The sequence below is a fragment of the Guptibacillus sedimenti genome (assembly GCF_028610665.1).
GTDB classification, from domain to species: Bacteria; Bacillota; Bacilli; order Bacillales; family Guptibacillaceae; genus Guptibacillus; species Guptibacillus sedimenti.
This window is the reverse complement of the sequence record NZ_JAQQWV010000003.1, coordinates 197,085-215,972: the sequence shown is the minus strand read 5'-3', so window position 1 is coordinate 215,972 and position 18,888 is coordinate 197,085. Positions and strand designations below refer to the sequence as shown.

Genomic DNA, 18,888 nt, shown 5'->3' with positions numbered 1-18,888 from the left:
GTTCGTATAATGAAAATAATTTCATTCTATTTTCTACAAGGAGGTCATTGTATGCCTAAATTAAAGTTGGAGATCCAAGAAATCATCGTGCTTTATGAGAGTGGTTATAGTACAACTCAAATAGGACAATTAGCGGGAGTTTCCAGCAGATATATTCGGCAACTACTCACAGAAAATGGAGTTCAGAAACGGCGTATAGGAAGTTGGAAAAGAAAGTATACATTTAATGAAGATTACTTTAAGAAGTGGAATAATGACATGGCCTATTTACTAGGTTTTTTTATTGCTGACGGATATATTGCATCTCAATCGCAATCAGTTGCCTTTACTCAAAAAAATCCCGATATATTGGAAGAAATCAAAATTATCATAGGTTCAAATCAACCATTGTATCGAAATAAACACACTGGAGTGTACAGTTTGCTTTTCCACAGCAAAGTTATGAAAAATGATCTTCAAACGTTATTTCATATCACTTCAGATAAAAGTTACAATATTACGTTTCCGAACATACCAAAGCAATACATTCATCATTTTATAAGAGGTTATTTTGACGGTGATGGCCATATAAACTACAAAGGCTACACAGTCAGCTTTGTAGGTGGATCCTTAGCATTTATGGAATCATTGCAAGCATTGCTACTTAAGTACGGATTTAATCCCTATATGACCGATAATGATAAACATATAAGAGTATTAATAACCGGTAGAAAATCAATTAAACAATTCGGCGATTGGATTTATGCTGATAAATCACTGTACTTAAAACGCAAATTTGCAGCGTTTGATCAGGAAAAGTTATCAGTTGATGAGTTACAAGATCGCAAAAGAAATCGCAGCTAAATATAACAACAATCCATACGAAAAATAGAGGAGTACAAATACGTACTCCTATTCCTTAATTTTTATTTTAGTTTACATATTATATATTATAGGAAGTCATCAAATAAGAAATAATTCTGTCTCAATCGTTAAGTAAACTTAAGATATTGAGACAGAATTAAAAAATTATCCGATTTCTAAAATACGTGATATTTCATCACTTAAATCAAAATGACTAATTAAATACGAATTAAATACTTTGTTATCATTATCATTTCTTGAAACGACCACATTGTTTTCATCTAACTTAATTCTAATTTCTTTTCCTGTCTTTAAATAAATAATGAAGTCTGCATCATCAACCTGAACACGATGATTTGCTAACTGTGTTAAATCAGATCCATCAAGATTGTTAACCCAATTGACAAGGTATGATTCATCTTCGTTTGACGTAATAATCTCTTCTTTTTGCTGTTCGCTTCTATGTACCTGTATTTCGTAAATATTCTGTTCATCGATCTTTTGATGCAAGCTGCTTTCAATGCTTGTGGCACTTGCAGTGTGCGCATATTTATCATTTTTGTAGTCTATATAAACTTCAGCTGATTTTAGGTAACCAAATGCGAGAACAGAGAAAAGTAGGATGGTTAGAAGTCCTTTTGATGCTTTTTTCATACAAATCACCCGCTTTCCTTTTCCAGCTATCACTTAGGTGAAACCTCTTCTGCTTCACCTCTTTTATCATAACAAAATTTGAAAAGAATGCACTCAATTATGGGAGTTTTTTTATAATTTTCTTTTCATTTTTTTGGTCTTTAATAGTACTATTGATTGATTTTCGAAATAACGATTACAGATTAAAGGGGTAAACCATTATTTAGCGAATTAGTGTTATAGCCTCATAGAATCTTTACTTGTTACGTTACTGTTATTTATCCACTGATCATACGAAGGAGATATGCTCATGCCGTTTTTTATTGCCGTCCTCCCTCCTCCACAAGTTATGAACCAAATTCAATCTTTTCGGCAAAAATGGGATTATACTGAAACCTCTCCACCTCATATAACGGTTAAAGCATCTAGCGGTCTTACAGCAACGGAAGATTGGGTTCCTAAAATTGAACAGATTTGTCGAAGATTTCCTGCTTTTGAATTAAAGCTAGGCGCACCAGCTACATTTGGCACATCTGTATTATTTAATACGGTCTTATGCAAAGAGATTATTACTCTTCATTTGTTGTTTGTAGATGCGATTAAACCATCTCTTCAAGAACAAAAACAGCACTATGAAGTAACGGACTTTATCCCGCATTTAACAATTGTACAAAAAAACAAACAAATGACAGACGATCATTTCTTTAATATAAAGCAAGATGCCGAACACACCTTAGACGAGTTTGAACCATTTATTGTTCCATCCGTTCATATTTTTTCAATGAATAAGTCTTATACATATACACCCGTACTTGAGTTACCTCTCCGCCCTTTAAAAAAAAGGAATTTTCTTATGTAACTATATTTTAAACGCCCTGGATTTTCCAGGGCGCTTTACTTCGCTATTTTTTTGAATTAATCGCTTTTTCCAATCTTTCTAATCCCTCTTGTAACACTGATCGCGGGCAAGCAATATTAATACGTTCAAACCCCTTCCCGCCTTCTCCAAAAATATAGCCTTCGTCAAGTGCGAGCCTTGCTTCCCCTTGCACAAACTGCTCAAGTTCCTCATGAGACATGTCAAGTTTAGTAAAGTCTAACCAAACAAGATAAGTACCCTCAGGTTCAATCACATCGATTTGCGGAAGTCGCTCATTTATAAATGTCGTAAGGTACGAAAGATTTCCTTGTAAGTAGTCCATAAGCTCATCAAGCCATTCTTCCCCATGGTTATAAGCCGCTTCTACGGCAGTGATCCCAAATGGACTAGGCGCAAACAAACCTAATTTCCCCATATAAGCGTTAAATTTCTCCCGCTTTTCTTCATCAGGGATAATTATTGTTGAAAGCTGCATACCTGCTAGGTTAAATGTTTTGCTTGGTGCGATACATGTAATCGTATTAGCTGCAATTTCATTAGATAGAGACGAAATTAACGTATGCTGATATCCCTTAAAAATAAGATCAAAGTGAATATCATCCGAAACGATTAATACATTGTGAGCGTAACAAAGCTCAGCAAGCTTCATAAGCTCCTCCTTTTTCCAAACCCTTCCTACTGGATTATGAGGATTACAAAGAAGTAGCATCTTCACTTCAGGATCGTCAAGCTTCAGTTCAAGATCATGAAAATCCATCTCATATTTGCCGTTTCTTCTTACAAGTGGATTATCGACAACTTCCCGCTCACTCTTCTCTACCATATCTCGAAACGGATAGTACACAGGAGATTGGATGACCACTTTCTCTCCCTTTTCCGTATACGTATTAACCGCTGCCGATAGTGCCGGAACGACACCTGGTGTAAATACAATCCAATCCTGTTGAATGGACCAATTATGTCGTCTATTCAACCACCCTTGAATCGCAGATTTTGTGTTTTCAGTTGGCATGGAGTAACCAAATATCCCATGCTGAATGCGTGTTGTGAGAGCATCAATGACAGGTTGCGGAGCTCTGAAGTCCATATCCGCTACCCACATAGGCAATAGGTCTTCTTTTTCAAAAATGGCTTCTGTATGATCCCACTTTACTGAATGGGTATCAAATCGATTAATTCGTTCGTCAAATACGTTCATCATGTGCCTCCAATTATTCAATAGTCCAACTCTACTTTATCAAATCTTTTATTATCTGTCAGAGTTATTGCTTATGCATAATAGCTAAAACACTTTTACAAAGGACAGCTGGCTACAGTGATGATAAAATGAGAAGTAATCTTTATTTCCCTTTTGAAAGAACGGATAATAGCTGACCAATAAAGTGAGGAGTACCCTTATGAATACACTTCACCATGCTTTTTGGAGTTATTTCTTTTTCCGAAAGAAAAGCAGGCGAACGATTAAATACATTGTCATCGGTGGCATCGCACCTGATATTATTTATTATGTGATGTTTTTATACTTATTAATAGAACGTAGCATTCAAAAAATCTTCAATCCCGAAATCAACCTCTCTGTGCATTATTTTATCCATGGCTTATTTGAACATCCTGTAGTTGTTGTACTCCGCCAATTGGGCCATTCGATTGTCATCTGGTTACTTGCCTTTATTCTATTGATGATCATTCATCGAGGGTTTAAGTTAACGCCATTTTCTGGTTTTGTATGGGGATGGTTCTTGCATGTAATTGTTGATTTTTTCACGCATGTCAGCGATGCTGTACCGATTTTTTATCCGCTCAGTCATACCGTTATTCCTGGCGTTGTTTCTTATTGGAACCGTGATTATTACGGTGCCGAGTTTAGTTTTACACACGGCCTGCTCCTCGTATCTACGATCATTTATCTTATTCTGGACCGTCGACGAACAAGGAAAATTTTAAAGCAGGCTAAAAATAACGAATTTGAGTCATAAAAAGGAGCAGGCGTCGTATCAACAGCCTGCTCCTTTTTCTTATTTACTTAATGACGAGTTTTTCTTCGTCACTCTGTTGCGAACTAAGATTGGTATAACCGATAGTAAGATGAAGACCCCAACAGCGAGCGTAATAATTTTTGGATCACCTGATACGAGACTGCTTCCTAAAAAGTTGTAAGCAAATGTGCCAGGGATAATCCCAATAAGCGTACCCAAAAAGAATGAAGTAAACCGTATTTTAGATAAACCAGCGGAATAACTAATTAAATCAAAGTTAAATAGCGGAACGAAACGAAAAAACAGCACATAGAAAAATCCGTTTTGCTCAAGCTGATCTTGTAGCTTTCGTCCTTTCCCTTTCCAATCTTTATTGGCAATTGACTTTCCTAGTTTTCTAGCGACGATAAATGATAAAACCGCTCCTCCAGTTGCTCCAATTACGGTGTAAATTGTACCGAACATTGCTCCAAAAGCAAGTCCACCCGCAATCGATAAAACGGAAGCGGGGAAGAAGATTAAGGGGCGTATCGTGTAAATAACCATGTAAACAATTGGAGCAAGTATACCAAATGATAAGATCCAATCTCTTATGTCTTCCACTCTAAAATCCAGATAAGTTCGGCTGAACCAAATTAAGATCACGATCGTTATTAGGATTAATGCCCATTTTAATACTGCCTTTTGACGCTTCATCTCCCCATCCTCTCTGTTGTATCCGTGTCATAAATAAAACATACATGAAAATGTTCAACAGGTCTGTAATGTGGCTTACATCAGTACTCATAACAACCTATTCCTTATGAAATCATCACCTGGTTGTATAGCATAATAATGGTTAGGATAATGAGACAACTTGTTATAAAACCTTCTCCTTTCGAAGCGGTTTTCAAATAAACTGGGAAGCGAATGCGTAGCGGAATAGGATAAAACAATTGAATACCTCTTACTGTCATGGCATCGAGCACAATATGACTTACAATCCCTACTAAAAGACCAGTTTGAATAAGATGATCATATTGAAAGGTGAACGTTGACGTTAACCAATAAATAAGAATGATAAAAAGGATACTGTGTGTAATCGTTCGATGACCAAAGAAACGGCTGATTCCTTTCGATAAGGCTCTAGCTCTTCTACCTGTCCATGACCCTGGATGACAAATGTCTGGCAGAAGACCACCAAAAAGACAGGCTCCATAGAAAACAATCAGCTCTGGTGCATCGAGCTTGTCTGTTATGTAGTAGCTTTGCGCGGCAACACCTAAGCAAATACCGCCAATCGCATGGGTTTTCCCCTCCATTTCATTCCTCCTTCATCTGTGTTTTCTTGTTTGTTTAATTGGAAAGTGCCATTTTAGAGGGGTGGCAATCATATGTTCGCATACCAGTTAGTATATCACAAATTTCCTTACTCATATATAAAAGAACCCGCTTTTTAGGCGGGTTCTTTAGATTTTATATAGGCTTATGAACTTTCTTAATTTCCACTGCATCGCCCGTTTCACTCACGTTTACGACAAATGATCCGTTGCTATACCGATCATTTGGTCGATAGGTTGCTGGATCTACCTCTATTGGTTCTCCCTTTTTCGTTCGAACCATAATAAGATCTTGTTTTGTTACTGCCGCAGCCCCAATGACACGGTGAGGATTTGATTTCAATTCACGTAACATCACAACACCGCGTTTTGCTCTCGTTGTTATTTCAAATTCACTTAGCTGCATTTTCTTCACAGCCCCTCGATGTGTGGCTAGGAATATGTCGTGCTTGGCAGTTGGCTCATAAATAATCCCGCTCACTACGAAATCGTCATCTTTTAAGTTAATGCCTTTTACACCGCTCGCCCGTTGACCAACTAGACTAATTTCTTCTTCTTTAAATCGTAGTCCATATCCAAAGTGTGTAGCAAGAAAAACTTCTTTGCTTCCATTAGTGGAGTATACGTCTATCAACTCATCTTCTTTTTTCAACTTAAGCGCCATGAGTGGTTTAGAATACCGCTGTGCTTTGTATTGAGAAAGCTCTGTTTTCTTAATCATGCCCTGTTTCGTTACAAAGACTAAGTATTGATCTTCTTTAAACTCTTTTATTTCCATGGCTTCAATAATTCGCTCGTCAGATTCAATTGATACGATGTTAGCGACGTGCTGTCCAAGATCTTTCCATCTGATTTCAGGTAGTTCATGGACAGGCAAATAAAGATAGCTTCCTTTGTTCGTAAAGAGCAAGATAGTGTGAGTTGTATTACTATCAAATTGACGAAGAAGCGTATCGGTTTCCTTCATTCCAAAGTCTTTCCCGTTCGATGCTGCATATGAACGAGGACTTGTTCGCTTCACATAACCATCTTCTGTGACGGTTACAATCACGTCTTCAGAAGGAATCATCACTTCAAGATTCACTTTAATATCTTCAATTTCGTCTTCTAAAACGGTCATGCGATCATCGACATATTTCTTGCGAATTTCAAGTAACTCTTTTTTAATAAGATTGACAAGCTTTTTCTCGCTACCAAGAATCGTTTCAAGCTTATTGATCAGCTGACTTAGCTCTTCTGATTCCTTTTGAAGCGTCGTAATATCGGTATTGGTCAAACGATAAAGCTGTAAATTCACAATCGCTTCAGCCTGAGCATCTGTAAAGTCATATTGCGCCATTAAGTTGGTTTTAGCGTCACGCTTATCTTTCGATGAACGAATGGTTGCAATCACTTCATCCAAAATCGAAATCGCGCGAATTAAGCCTTCGACAACATGTTGACGGTCTTTGGCACGTCTTAAATCATATTCAGATCGTCGAATGACGACTTCCTTTTGATGCTCAATATAGGCCTTCAAGATTTGCTTTAAACCCATTTGCTTCGGTGTCTTGTTGTAGATCGCTACCATATTGTAGTTATACGTAATTTGAAGATCTGTCGCTTTATATAAATATTTTAAAATGCCGCTTGCATCGGCGTCTTTTTTTAACTCAATTACAAATCGAAGCCCCGTACGGTCTGTTTCGTCACGCACTTCTGAAATGCCTTCAATTTTGCGATCAACACGAAGTTCATCAATTTTCTTAACAAGGTTCGCTTTATTGATTTCATACGGGATTTCTGTCACAACAATTTGCTGACGTCCTCCACGTACTTCTTCAATTTCTGCCTTACCTCGTAAAATAAACTTGCCTTTTCCAGTCTCAAATGCTTTCCGAATGCCTTCTGTTCCCTGAGCGATTCCTCCTGTTGGGAAATCGGGTCCTTTAATAACACCCATTAGCTCTTGTAGCGTAACGTCAGGGTTCTCCATTTGCATAACGGCTGCATCAATGACCTCACCAAGGTTATGCGGCGGGATATCTGTTGCATAACCTGCTGATATCCCAGTTGAGCCATTGACAAGCAAGTTAGGAAAGCGTGCAGGTAAAACGATCGGCTCGTTTTGTGTATCGTCAAAGTTAGGTGCAAATTCAACCGTATCTTTATCAATATCGCGAAGGAGTTCAGATGAAATGGCTGCTAAACGTGCTTCTGTATAACGCATGGCAGCCGGTGGATCTCCATCAACACTTCCGTTATTCCCATGCATCTCCACGAGAATGTTACGTACCTTCCAATCCTGAGTCATTCGGACCATAGCGTCATACACAGATGTATCTCCATGTGGGTGGTAGTTACCGATAACGTTACCAACCGTTTTCGCTGATTTCCGAAACGGTTTCTCTGCTGTATTACCTTCATGATGCATTGCATAAAGAATCCGGCGTTGTACAGGCTTCAGACCGTCCCTTGCATCGGGCAGGGCACGGTCTTGAATAATGTATTTACTATATCGCCCAAAAGCGTCACCAAGGACATCTTCAAGCGGTAGATCTAGAAATTTCTCTGCGTTAGCCAATGTTACGCCTCCTCTTCAATAATGGAAATGTTTTCATTCTCGATGATATTTGTATCTTCATTTAATCCGAAAGCCACATTCGATTCAATCCATTGTCTACGCGGTTCGACTTTATCTCCCATAAGAACAGAAACACGTCGTTCGGCACGAGCAATATCTTCAATCTTCACACGAATTAACGTGCGGCTTTCAGGATTCATCGTTGTTTCCCATAATTGATCGGCGTTCATCTCACCAAGACCCTTATAGCGTTGAATCGTGTAGCCTTTCCCAACCTTTTTCATCGCCTTTTTCATACCTTCTTCATCCCATGCGTACTCTACTACTTCTTTCTTTCCTTTTCCTTTACTAACTTTGTAAAGAGGCGGAAGCGCAAGAAAAACTTTTCCATGCTCCACAAGTTGTTTCATGTAGCGGTAGAAAAACGTTAATAGAAGCACCTGAATATGAGCGCCGTCAGTATCAGCATCGGTCATAATAATGACTTTGTCATAGTTTGCATCTTCAATATCAAAGTCAGGACCAACTCCCGCTCCAATCGCATGAATAATGGTGTTAATCTCTTCGTTTTTAAAAATATCCTGCAACTTCGCTTTTTCTGTATTGATTACTTTTCCTCGTAGTGGAAGAATTGCCTGTGTTCGTCGATCGCGTCCTTGCTTTGCAGAACCACCAGCAGAATCCCCCTCAACAAGGTACAGTTCATTTTTCTTCGGATTCCGTGAAGTGGCCGGGGTAAGTTTACCGCTAAGAATGGTTTCTTTGCGCTTCCCTTTCTTACCCGATCGTGCATCTTCACGTGCTTTCCTTGCTGCTTCACGTGCCTGTGCGGCTTTAATTGACTTTTTAATGAGCATCTCACTAATGGATGGATTCTCTTCTAGAAAATATGAAAATTGTCCTGAAACAATCGCATCAATCGCTGACCGCGCCTCACTTGTCCCTAGTTTACTTTTCGTCTGACCTTCAAATTGAAGCAATTCTTCTGGAATACGGACCGAGACAATGGCTGTAAAGCCTTCTCGGATGTCATTTCCTTCAAGGTTCTTGTCCTTTTCTTTTAAAAGATTCACTTTCTTTGCGTAGTCATTGATCACACGTGTAATGGCCGTTTTCATACCTGACTCATGTGTCCCACCATCTTTAGTTCGGACATTATTTACAAAAGAAAGGACATTTTCTGAAAACCCGTCGTTGTATTGAAATGAAAAATCCAGTTCAATGCCGTTACTCTCTCCAGTAAACGTGACAACTGGATGAAGTGTTTCTTTATCTTCATTTAAGTAGTCGATAAACGCTTCGATACCGGTTTCATAATAGAAGACCTCTTTGCGGTCGTGACGCTTGTCATCTAGTTCAATTTTCAACCCTTTTAATAAAAAGGCTGCTTCGCGCAGGCGTTCACTTAATGTATCGTAATTATAATTTAATGTACTAAACATTATTGGATCCGGTTTAAAATGAATCGTCGTTCCCGTTTTGCGCGTTTTACCGATATTTTCAAGGGTTGTTGCTGGTTTCCCGCCATTTTCGAAACGCTGTTTAAAGATAAAACCATCTCGATGAATCGTTACTTCTAACCATTCGGAAAGAGCATTAACGACCGAGGCCCCAACACCGTGTAAGCCACCGCTCGTTTTATAGCCACCTTGTCCAAATTTACCACCTGCATGGAGGATGGTTAAGATGATTTCTGGAGTTGGTTTTCCTAGTTTGTGCATACCAACAGGCATCCCACGACCATTATCTTCGATGCTAACACTATTATCTTCATATAAGGTAACGTTGATTTCATCTCCATGGCCAGCAAGAGCTTCATCAACTGAATTATCTACGATTTCATAAACAAGATGATGCAAGCCTCTTGAGTCAGTGCTCCCGATATACATTCCAGGGCGCTTTCTCACCGCTTCCAGTCCTTCTAGAACCTGGATTGAATCATCACTATATTCCTGCTTTTGTTTTGTTACCATGTTTTTCCCCTTTCAACTTGCTGTATAGACTAGCCTACCATATGAGAACGGGTGTTTCTATCTTTTTTGTACCCAATCCGTTTTTTAAAGCATTGCCAGATCTGGTTGTTTTTAATAGTCGGGTAGTCTTTTACAGCCTCTTACTGCGTTCGTTTCGTTCATATGATCTCTGACTATCTTATCAAAAGGCAGGCATTCCCACCCATTTGTAAAGCTAGACATCCACTCATTCTTAACGTATTAAAAAATCCTGCACATTGGCAGGAGAGAAAAAAACATCGAACCGTATTGTACCTTAATGTTTATTCTTCATCAATTGTTTTCACGACATGCACGTTACCTTCTTCAAAACCGAGTGTAACGATATGACCTTCTTCAACCGACTCCCAATCAGACTTATCGGCTAAATAAGGAGTTTTATTAACAATAAGATAATAATAAGGTTTTTCTACCGGCGCGTTTGTCGCCTCTTCTGCATCTTCATTTGTTAATTCTTCATCATCTTCACTCGCATCTGTTTTCTGGTCCACTTCTGCTGTTACTTGTGGTTTCTCATATCGAATTAGTTTTTCTTGAACCTCTCCAGTTTCATAAGCAAGGTTCTGATCTTGTCCATTTGCAAAGGCCGTGCTTATGGCAAGTACGAAACAAAGCAATAAAACAGACAGAATGGTTCCTCTTAGCATGTTCATATAGAGGCTCCTTTCAACGTACTTTCGCTCTAAGTTTACCATAGATTTTTTATAAAGTAGTACGTTTTCTAATATTCCACTGGAACGTTATGTTCTTAAGGAAGGCATTCAACTCATAAACCATTGGTAATTACTTACTCTATTCAAACAAAGCAAACAGCGTTCTCATAAATTCCCCGAACTGATTAAGTTAACTCTTCTTACTTTTCCGGTGTTAAATAAGCTGGAATTTACTAATTAAAACTTCTATTACTTTGAAATTCGGTTGAATTAAGTTAACTTTGCTTAATTTAAGTTAACTTAATCAAAATATATGTTGACACAAATAACTTTTTCTTTTACGATTCTTTATAGTGATAATGAAAGCGAGGTTCAGTCATGAGGAAGATGAAAACAATTGATTTAGTTTATGCAGGAATGTTTGCTGCATTAATGGCGGTAGGCGCAAATATTGCTCAGTTTCTCGTAGTAGGTGGCGTACCCATTACTTTACAAACGTTTTTTGCGATTTTAGCAGGTTTATTATTAGGTAGTCGGCTTGGATCCATTTCCATGATCGTCTACACGCTAGTTGGCCTTGCAGGTGCTCCGGTATTTGCTCAATTCACAGGTGGTCCTGGCGTTTTATTTAAACCAACATTTGGATTTATTCTATCTTATATTTTAGTAGCCTATGTTGCTGGTAAAATTGTTGAATCAAAATCTAGACCAACTGTCATAACGTTTATGATTGCTAGTTTCACTGCATTTATCTTGAATTATGTCCTTGGTACAAATTATATGTATTATGCGTATAAATTTTGGGCTGACGCTCCTGAAGGATTTACTTACGGTATGGCTTGGTTATGGATGCTAGCCCCGCTACCTAAAGATATCCTGTTATCCGTTGTAGCTGCCCTTATTTCACCTCGTATTTACGCTGCCGTTTCGAAAACATCCAAGCGTCCACAGGTAGCTTAATAAGTCATTCCTCTATGCCCAATAGATGAATATAATTGTACCGCCGGTAATCTACCGGCGGCTTTTTGATGGTTACCTTATTCATTAACGGTTTGCTTTGACTTACCTGAATTTAAGAATAGTGATACGACAAACATCAATCCAAGGAAAACTATGACAAGGCTGAATCCACCTTTTGCACCAAATGCTTCAGAAACAATACCGATGATATACCCTGCGATACCACCACCTATACCAGAAGCCACATAGATCAATCCTAGTGCTGTACCTGGATTTTTTGAAATAGTTGTTCCAAAAGCGGTTGCGGTTGGGAATAATGTTGAGAAGAACAGTCCCGCTCCTGCAAACAAGTACGGAACTTGATTTGCAAAAAAGAAGCTAATGGCAACGATGATCACTGAACCTAATGAGAATGAAATCATAATTAAGCGTTCGTTGATTTTGTTGGCAAGATAAGCGACACTTAGTCGGCCAATCATAAAGAAAACCGAGAATAGCGAAAGAATGGTAGCAACCATATCCGATTTTGCTTCATTTGAAATCCCTCCAAGTTCAAGAGATTTTAAATAGGGTGGAAAGAAGTTTGTGAATGAAACTTCAGCAGATACTTCGAAAATTAAGAAAAACATTAAAAAGATCATCTGCGCATCTTTTAACATAGGAATAAATGCTTTCAAATTGATTTTTTCCGCTTTTCCATCTGGGAATTTAACGGACGTTACATAGAAAATTACAAGTATGTTCAGAATAGCAATCGCGAGATAGAAATAGCGCCATGAAGCAAACTGGAACATGTAGTTTAGAATTTGAGGGAAAATGATCATACCAAGGCCATAAATACCCATTGCCAAATTAAACATTTGGTTTTGTTTCTCCGGATAAGCAGCGGGTACAATCGCGTTAGACGCAACGCCCAGCGCACCCAAACCAAATCCGATTAACATATAAAAACCTAGAAAGAAAGTGATGTTTGGCGCAAAGCCTGTACCCGCAAAACCGAGTCCCATCACAATTGTGGCGAAGATCACCATTATTCTTAATCCTTTTTTGTCGGTTAAATAACCAAAGATTAAACTAGCGAGCGTAAAGCCCAGTTGAAAAATTAAAACAACGAGTCCAAATTGACTCATATCGAGACCGATATCTGTTTCAACTTTATCGAGCACAATTCCCTTTGTATTTGTTACCCCACCTGACACGAACTGGGTAAACAATAAAATAATTAATGCATGAATACTTTTTCCTTTTGACATTGCCTGAACCTCCAAAAATTAATCTATGACAGGGGTTTCCACGGGTATTCTGACTTAAAACTTGCAAATATTTTCCGACTTTTTTAGGTGAGCGTTTCCATTACGGCCATAAATGAGATAGCAAGCCATAAAAAAAGTTGTAGAGGAATTTCCTCTACAACTTACTTCATTGTATACACGGTGAATGTAGCGATAAAATAGATCACTACGATTAAGATCGATGGCAACATGTAAAAAAGGGTACTCCGTTTGTTCTTTCTTGTAATGCTATACAAAATAACGAGCACGACAACAATAGAAGAAACGGTTGTTATCACATTTGATGGACTCGCATGCTGAAAAATATTTGTTTTAAAGTAGATCGCATCCGTAAAGGAAAGTAGCATTATGTTAAATGCGTTACTTCCGAGAAGTGAACTTACCCCCATGCTATAGTTTCGTAGTTTCAACGCAGTGGCAACACTTACTGCATCAGGTAAAGAGGTACTTGCCCCGACAAGGAAAGACCCTACAAAAGATGCACCAAGCCCCGTGCTTTCTGCAATTCGATCGGCTGTCAATGTAAGAACTGTTCCTACGATCATGATGCCAACAGCAGAAAGAATGAACATCGTAAGAACTCTTCGGTAAGAAAATTCCCCGTATTTTTCGTTTCTTCGGCTTTTTCTTTTTACTTTTTCTTCTGTTTGTTTATTTATCCATTTCACACCAACAAAATATACAAGCACTAAGATAACTGAGCTATATCCGATATGAAAAATACTTGCTGGAAGTGTGAGCGATAATCCAGCAACCACTATAAGCGTCATCACAATCACAAGATAAATATATAGTTTACTTCCTAGATCAGTTTGTCCCATAATCTGTTCACGACGATAAACCATGTCGAGGACAGCTAAAGCCAATAGGTTAAATAAGTTGCTCCCAAGCAAATTACCAATAGCTAGATCTGGACTATCAATAGCAATTGCGGTTACACTCGAAGTTAATTCAGGCAAAGAGATTGCAGCACCAATAATTATTCCCATAAAAGCAGAAGATGTTTTCGTTTTTTCACTAATGGCGTCGCCGTACATAGCGAGGCGTGTTGCAACAAAATACGTTGCAATGGCGGCTAAGATAAATAGTAGAATGGTTAAATATATATTCATTGACGTTCTCCTTCATAAGTTCGTTATCACCTTCACCATTACCTTCGCTTCACGAAACTAAACTACTACTTTAAGAATGTATTAAAAATGTAATGGTTCAAAATTGTTGATTATTGATCATTAAGTAGCAAGAATTAAGACGAAAAACTTCGGACCTCCATCATAGTCAAATCATTCATTTACAGCCAATCGCTCCTTTATTCATATAAAAAACCCGCTCAAAAGATAAGTAGTTCAGTTTTGGAGTACAAAAAGTGTAATTGCCTATCAAATTGAAGGTCGATTTGATACTCTTTTATCGTAGCTGTAACTTCGGGTGTCGAAAACAAGTGTAATTTAGCTACCAAAACGGGCTAGAATTCTAATAACGAAAATAAAACAGAAGCCTAAACTTCCAGGTAGTTACCCTTCAAGTATATAAAAACCCTCTGAAAACATTCAGAGGGTTAATCAATTATTTTACACCTTTCATCAATACCTGAATTTTAGGTGAAAGCAGGAATAGAGCAATACTCAATACGATTGCCATACCACCGATTGCCCCGAAGTACAGCGTTTCTGTTTCTGGTGTATAGAAACGAACAAGTTGTGCATTCAACGCCTGTGCGGCAGCTGAAGCTAAGAACCAAAGACTCATCGTTTGAGCAGAGAAAGCTTTTGGAGCTAATTTGGTTGTGGCCGAAAGACCTACAGGTGATAAGCATAGTTCACCAAGTACAACAATCAAATAGCTAAGTACAAGCCATAATGGACTTACTAGTGAATCTTCTCCACCGAAGTAGGCAGGCAGTAGTATCACTAAGAATGATAAACCAGCAAACAATAGACCGAACGAAAACTTCTTCGGGATTGATGGCTGACGATGACCAAGTTTCATCCACATCCAAGCAAACACTGGAGCTAATAGAATGATAAATAACGGGTTTAACGATTGGAACCAAGCTGGAGATATACTAATTCCCATGAATTCCAGTTCAGTTCGCTTATCTGCGTAAACTGCAAGGATGGTTGAACCCTGTTCTTGAATTGCCCAGAACATAACCGCTGCAATAAATAATGGAATATAAGCGATGACTCTAGAACGTTCCGTTTGTGTTGTTTTCGGACTATAGTACATTACGATAAAGTATATGGTCGGAACAACAATCCCGAAGATACCTACTAAATTAATAAATACGTTTAATGTAAATAAGCCTGCAGGAATTGTAATACCTAAAATGATAGTAAGACCAACAACAACTAATCCTGCAATTAATCCATATTTCTTCTTCTCAACTGGTCCAAGCGGGTTTGGAACATAAGTACCAGCAAGCCCAAGATTCTTTTTCTTTGTGATCAGGAATACAACAAGACCTAAAAACATACCGATGGCCGCAACCGCAAATCCCCAATGAAATCCTTTTGTTTCCATAAGTTTACCAACGATTAGTGGTGCTATGAATGCACCAAGGTTAATCCCCATATAGAATATACTGAAAGCTGCATCACGGCGCGTGTCACCTTCGCTGTACATTTCACCGACAACAGTGGAAACATTCGGTTTTAATAATCCTGTTCCGACAACGATCAATACCATGGAAACAAAGAACATGGCTAAACTACCTGGAAATGATAAAGCGATATGACCAAACATGATGAAGATTCCACCGTAGAAGACAGCTTTCGACGTTCCGAATATTCTATCTGCCAACCAGCCTCCGATTACTCCGGACATATATACAAGTGAACCATAAATCGACATGATGGCTAAAGCTGTGTTTTGCTCTAGACCCAGACCGCCTTTTGAAACCTCATAGTACATATAGAATACGAGAATGGCGCGCATTCCATAATAGGAAAAGCGCTCCCAAAATTCCGTGAAGAATAAAGTGAATAATCCCTTCGGATGTCCAAAGAACCCTTTTTGAGGTACGCTATCCACAATTTTCTGTTTATTCATTGATGACATGTTACTACCTCCCTTATTCCTTTACTATAATATTTTAATATTTTAATAAAGTCAAAAAGAGTTTATAAATCGTCAATATAACTACTATTCGGTCTTATATTTCTAATATTTAATTATTTTAAAATAATTAAATAGTTACAGGGATGTAAATCATGAACATAATAAAATAGCATGCCGTTCAATTTGAACGGCATGCTCATCAATACCCTTGTTCTTTCTCGTAAAATAATCAGATTTACATTCAAATAACTCTATTAAATCATAGTCGCCAAATATTCTCTTTATTTCTTTGGACGGTTACTACTTTTCCAGCAGGTCTTAAAACAACTTTTACATTATCATAAATTTTTCCTAGTGTTTTGTACTCTACTCCTAGGCTTTTATCACTTTTGTACATCATTGAAGAAACATAGAAGGCTCCTTCAAGACTTTGTAATGTTGCCATTCATAAGGTAGTAATTGTTGATATCGTTTTTCTAAATAGCGATTATCAACTAGGAGTAATAGACCATGATCCGATTCAGTACGAATGAGCCGTCCCCCTGCTTGGAGCACACGATTCATGCCAGGATATACGTACGTATACTCGAAACCATTTTTCCCATCTTGATCAAAGTAGTTTTTCATTAATTGGCGTTCGGTATCAAAGTTTGGCAATCCAACCCCGACCACCACCACACCTGTTAAACGCTCGCCTTTTAAATCAATTCCCTCAGAAAAAATTCCACCCACTACAGCAAACCCTACTAAGCTTGTCTCACGATCAGACGAAAACTCGCTTAAAAAACCTTCTCGCTCTTCTTCTGTCATGCCGCTTTTTTGTATCAACGTTTCTGATTGAGCGGGAGCGGTAAATGCGCTATATACTTCTTCCATGTATCCATATGAGGGGAAAAAGAATAAGTAATTCCCTGGCTTCCTTTCAACAACATTCTCAAGAAGGGAAACAAGTGATGGCAACGTTCGTTCTCTGTCCCGGTATTTCGTGGACAGGGGGGCGATCAATACTTCCGCATGCTCACGTGGAAATGGAGATGGAATTCGTACCGCATAATCCTCTTCTCTCCAACCGAGCATATTTTGATAGTACGAAAAAGGACTAAAAGTTGCTGAGAAAAAAACGTTCGCTCGAAATCCTTTCCTCATTTTTTGAAGCAGATTAGAAGGATCAAAACAAAAAAGCTTGATTTTCACCTCTAACGTTCCTGCCTCCACATAGGTAATAAAGCGTTCGTCGTAAAGCTTTGCAATCCGAATAAAGTTTTGCGCTAAAAAGTACGTTTCTAAAAGAAGCTCATCATCTCCTTGTTGCAACAACTCTTTCTCACTTTCTTGTACAAACGTATCCAGTTGCACAATAATTTCTTCATCCACTTTTGACAAAACGAGAGATCCATTTTGAGTCGATTTCCGATAATCCAGGAATGTACGATTAAGCTTAGCTGCAGCATCCGAAATGGCGTTGTTATGATTTTTATAAACGCGCTTCAGGTTCAGAAATGGGGATTTCGTTAATTCTGCTGAATACATTTCTCGCGCACGATCTACAAGATTATGTGCTTCATCAACTAGTACGGTCGTTTGCTTCTTTTGTTCGTCAATTAACCTTTTTAGCGAAACGCGAGGATCGAATAAATAATTATAATCACAAATAACCACGTCTGCTGTATAAGACAAATCAAGGGATAATTCAAAAGGACATAATCGATGCTTCTCTGCATATTGTTCAACTACGCTTCGGGTAATACGCGTTTCATTGTTCAAAAGATCAAGCATTCCTTCGTTTATTCGATCGTAATATCCATCGGCGAATTCACAATAATCCTTTTGACAGATTGTTTTTTCTTTAAAACAGATTTTATCTCTTGCTGTAATGGTTACGGAAGAAGTGTGGAGGCCTTTCTCTTCCATAAGTTGAAAAGCTTCCTGTGCGGTTTCCCTCGTAATGGTTTTCGCGGTAAGGTAGAAAATCTTTTTACCAAACCCTTCCCCTATGGCTTTCATAACAGGAAATAGCGTACTGATCGTTTTCCCAATCCCAGTCGGCGCCATCGCAAACAGCGTTGCTTCCTCCTGTACCGTTTTATAGACGCTTCCTGCTAACTTTCGCTGACCTTCTCTGTATGTATCGAAAGGAAACGAAAGAGCTTTACAGCTTTCGTTTCGCAACATAGTATGTTTCTGCTTCCACTTAGCAAACGGGGCATATTGCTCAATCATGCGCAGCATGAAAGCTCGTAGATCGCTTGCTGTTAGATCATGTTGGAATCGAATGATGTCATTTGATTCTGACTGAATATACGTTAATTGAATGGTAATCTGATCAAGGTTATATTTCTCAACAGCCATATACCCATAACATTTCGCTTGTGCCCAATAAACGGGGTGTGTCTGTTCATTCACATCAGAGAGCGGAAGTGATGTGGATTTAATTTCATCAATCATATAGTGATCACCGTTCATTAGGAGACCATCGCACCGTCCTTCGATATGAAAGGTCATTTTTTCGTAATGGAACCTGGTATCAAATGGCACTTCCTTTTTATCTAATTCACCATACGTTTTTTGAACCATCTGATGAAGTCGCGTTCCTTCAGTCATAGTTGTCGCTGTTCGAAAACGATGATCAATACTTCCACTTCGTAATGCATACTCAACAAGCGGTCGTACTGACACATTAATTATTTCATCCATCTT

15 protein-coding genes are annotated in these 18,888 nt (G+C 38.4%); 4 read left to right on the top strand and 11 right to left on the bottom strand.

The window, feature by feature from the left end; translation table 11 throughout:
• Positions 1-51 precede the first annotated feature (51 nt).
• The gene (locus PQ578_RS15565) at positions 52-843 is read left to right on the top strand and encodes an LAGLIDADG family homing endonuclease (protein WP_273835302.1); all 792 of its coding nucleotides are present in this window, start codon (positions 52-54) and stop codon (positions 841-843) included.
• 165 nt (positions 844-1,008) lie between these two features.
• Here PQ578_RS15565 and PQ578_RS15560 read toward each other — a convergent pair whose 3' ends face one another.
• On the bottom strand, positions 1,009-1,530 hold the full coding sequence (locus PQ578_RS15560) for a hypothetical protein (protein ID WP_273835300.1): 522 nt from the start codon (positions 1,528-1,530) through the stop codon (positions 1,009-1,011).
• Positions 1,531-1,786: 256 nt separating this feature from the next.
• Here PQ578_RS15560 and PQ578_RS15555 point away from each other — a divergent pair, with 256 nt between their 5' ends.
• On the top strand, positions 1,787-2,335 hold the full coding sequence (locus PQ578_RS15555) for a 2'-5' RNA ligase family protein (protein WP_273835298.1): 549 nt from the start codon (positions 1,787-1,789) through the stop codon (positions 2,333-2,335).
• Positions 2,336-2,378: 43 nt separating this feature from the next.
• Here the strand turns inward: PQ578_RS15555 and PQ578_RS15550 are convergent, their stop codons facing one another.
• Positions 2,379-3,554 carry a MalY/PatB family protein gene (locus PQ578_RS15550; RefSeq protein WP_337958024.1) on the bottom strand — a complete coding sequence of 392 codons (1,176 nt, stop codon included), beginning with the start codon at positions 3,552-3,554 and terminating at the stop codon, positions 2,379-2,381.
• Between the two features lie 199 nt (positions 3,555-3,753).
• On the opposite strand from PQ578_RS15550, the gene PQ578_RS15545 reads away from it, so the two are divergent.
• Positions 3,754-4,332, top strand: coding sequence for a metal-dependent hydrolase (locus PQ578_RS15545; protein WP_273835295.1), 579 nt, complete (start codon positions 3,754-3,756; stop codon positions 4,330-4,332).
• A gap of 39 nt (positions 4,333-4,371) precedes the next feature.
• On the opposite strand, the gene PQ578_RS15540 is transcribed toward PQ578_RS15545, so the two are convergent.
• From PQ578_RS15540 to PQ578_RS15520, 5 genes are all read right to left on the bottom strand, one after another.
• Entirely contained in the window at positions 4,372-5,028 is a 657-nt protein-coding gene (locus tag PQ578_RS15540) for a TVP38/TMEM64 family protein (protein WP_273835293.1), read from the bottom strand.
• A gap of 104 nt (positions 5,029-5,132) precedes the next feature.
• Entirely contained in the window at positions 5,133-5,633 is a 501-nt protein-coding gene (locus PQ578_RS15535) for a metal-dependent hydrolase (protein WP_273835292.1), read from the bottom strand.
• Positions 5,634-5,787: 154 nt separating this feature from the next.
• On the bottom strand, positions 5,788-8,214 hold the full coding sequence (parC, locus tag PQ578_RS15530; RefSeq protein ID WP_273835291.1) for a DNA topoisomerase IV subunit A: 2,427 nt from the start codon (positions 8,212-8,214) through the stop codon (positions 5,788-5,790).
• 2 nt (positions 8,215-8,216) lie between these two features.
• Entirely contained in the window at positions 8,217-10,187 is a 1,971-nt protein-coding gene (gene parE, locus PQ578_RS15525) for a DNA topoisomerase IV subunit B (protein WP_098443769.1), read from the bottom strand.
• 302 nt (positions 10,188-10,489) lie between these two features.
• A complete protein-coding gene (locus PQ578_RS15520; RefSeq protein ID WP_273835290.1) occupies positions 10,490-10,879 on the bottom strand; it encodes a hypothetical protein in 390 nt (129 codons plus the stop codon).
• Between the two features lie 378 nt (positions 10,880-11,257).
• On the opposite strand from PQ578_RS15520, the gene PQ578_RS15515 reads away from it, so the two are divergent.
• Complete coding sequence (locus PQ578_RS15515; RefSeq protein WP_159782683.1) at positions 11,258-11,839, top strand: biotin transporter BioY; 582 nt, start codon at positions 11,258-11,260, stop codon at positions 11,837-11,839.
• 77 nt (positions 11,840-11,916) lie between these two features.
• On the opposite strand, the gene PQ578_RS15510 is transcribed toward PQ578_RS15515, so the two are convergent.
• The 4 genes from PQ578_RS15510 to PQ578_RS15495 all read right to left on the bottom strand — a co-directional run bounded on the left by PQ578_RS15510 (position 11,917) and on the right by PQ578_RS15495 (position 18,885).
• Entirely contained in the window at positions 11,917-13,092 is a 1,176-nt protein-coding gene (locus PQ578_RS15510; protein ID WP_273835289.1) for an MFS transporter, read from the bottom strand.
• Positions 13,093-13,253: 161 nt separating this feature from the next.
• Positions 13,254-14,243, bottom strand: coding sequence for a sodium:calcium antiporter (locus PQ578_RS15505; RefSeq protein WP_273835288.1), 990 nt, complete (start codon positions 14,241-14,243; stop codon positions 13,254-13,256).
• Positions 14,244-14,697: 454 nt separating this feature from the next.
• Positions 14,698-16,191 (bottom strand): peptide MFS transporter, encoded by a 1,494-nt coding sequence (locus tag PQ578_RS15500; protein ID WP_273835286.1) that lies wholly within the window; start codon positions 16,189-16,191, stop codon positions 14,698-14,700.
• A 396-nt stretch (positions 16,192-16,587) separates the two neighbouring features.
• Positions 16,588-18,885: an ATP-dependent DNA helicase gene (locus tag PQ578_RS15495; protein ID WP_273835284.1), complete on the bottom strand. Its 2,298-nt coding sequence runs from the start codon at positions 18,883-18,885 to the stop codon at positions 16,588-16,590.
• Positions 18,886-18,888: the final 3 nt, after the last annotated feature.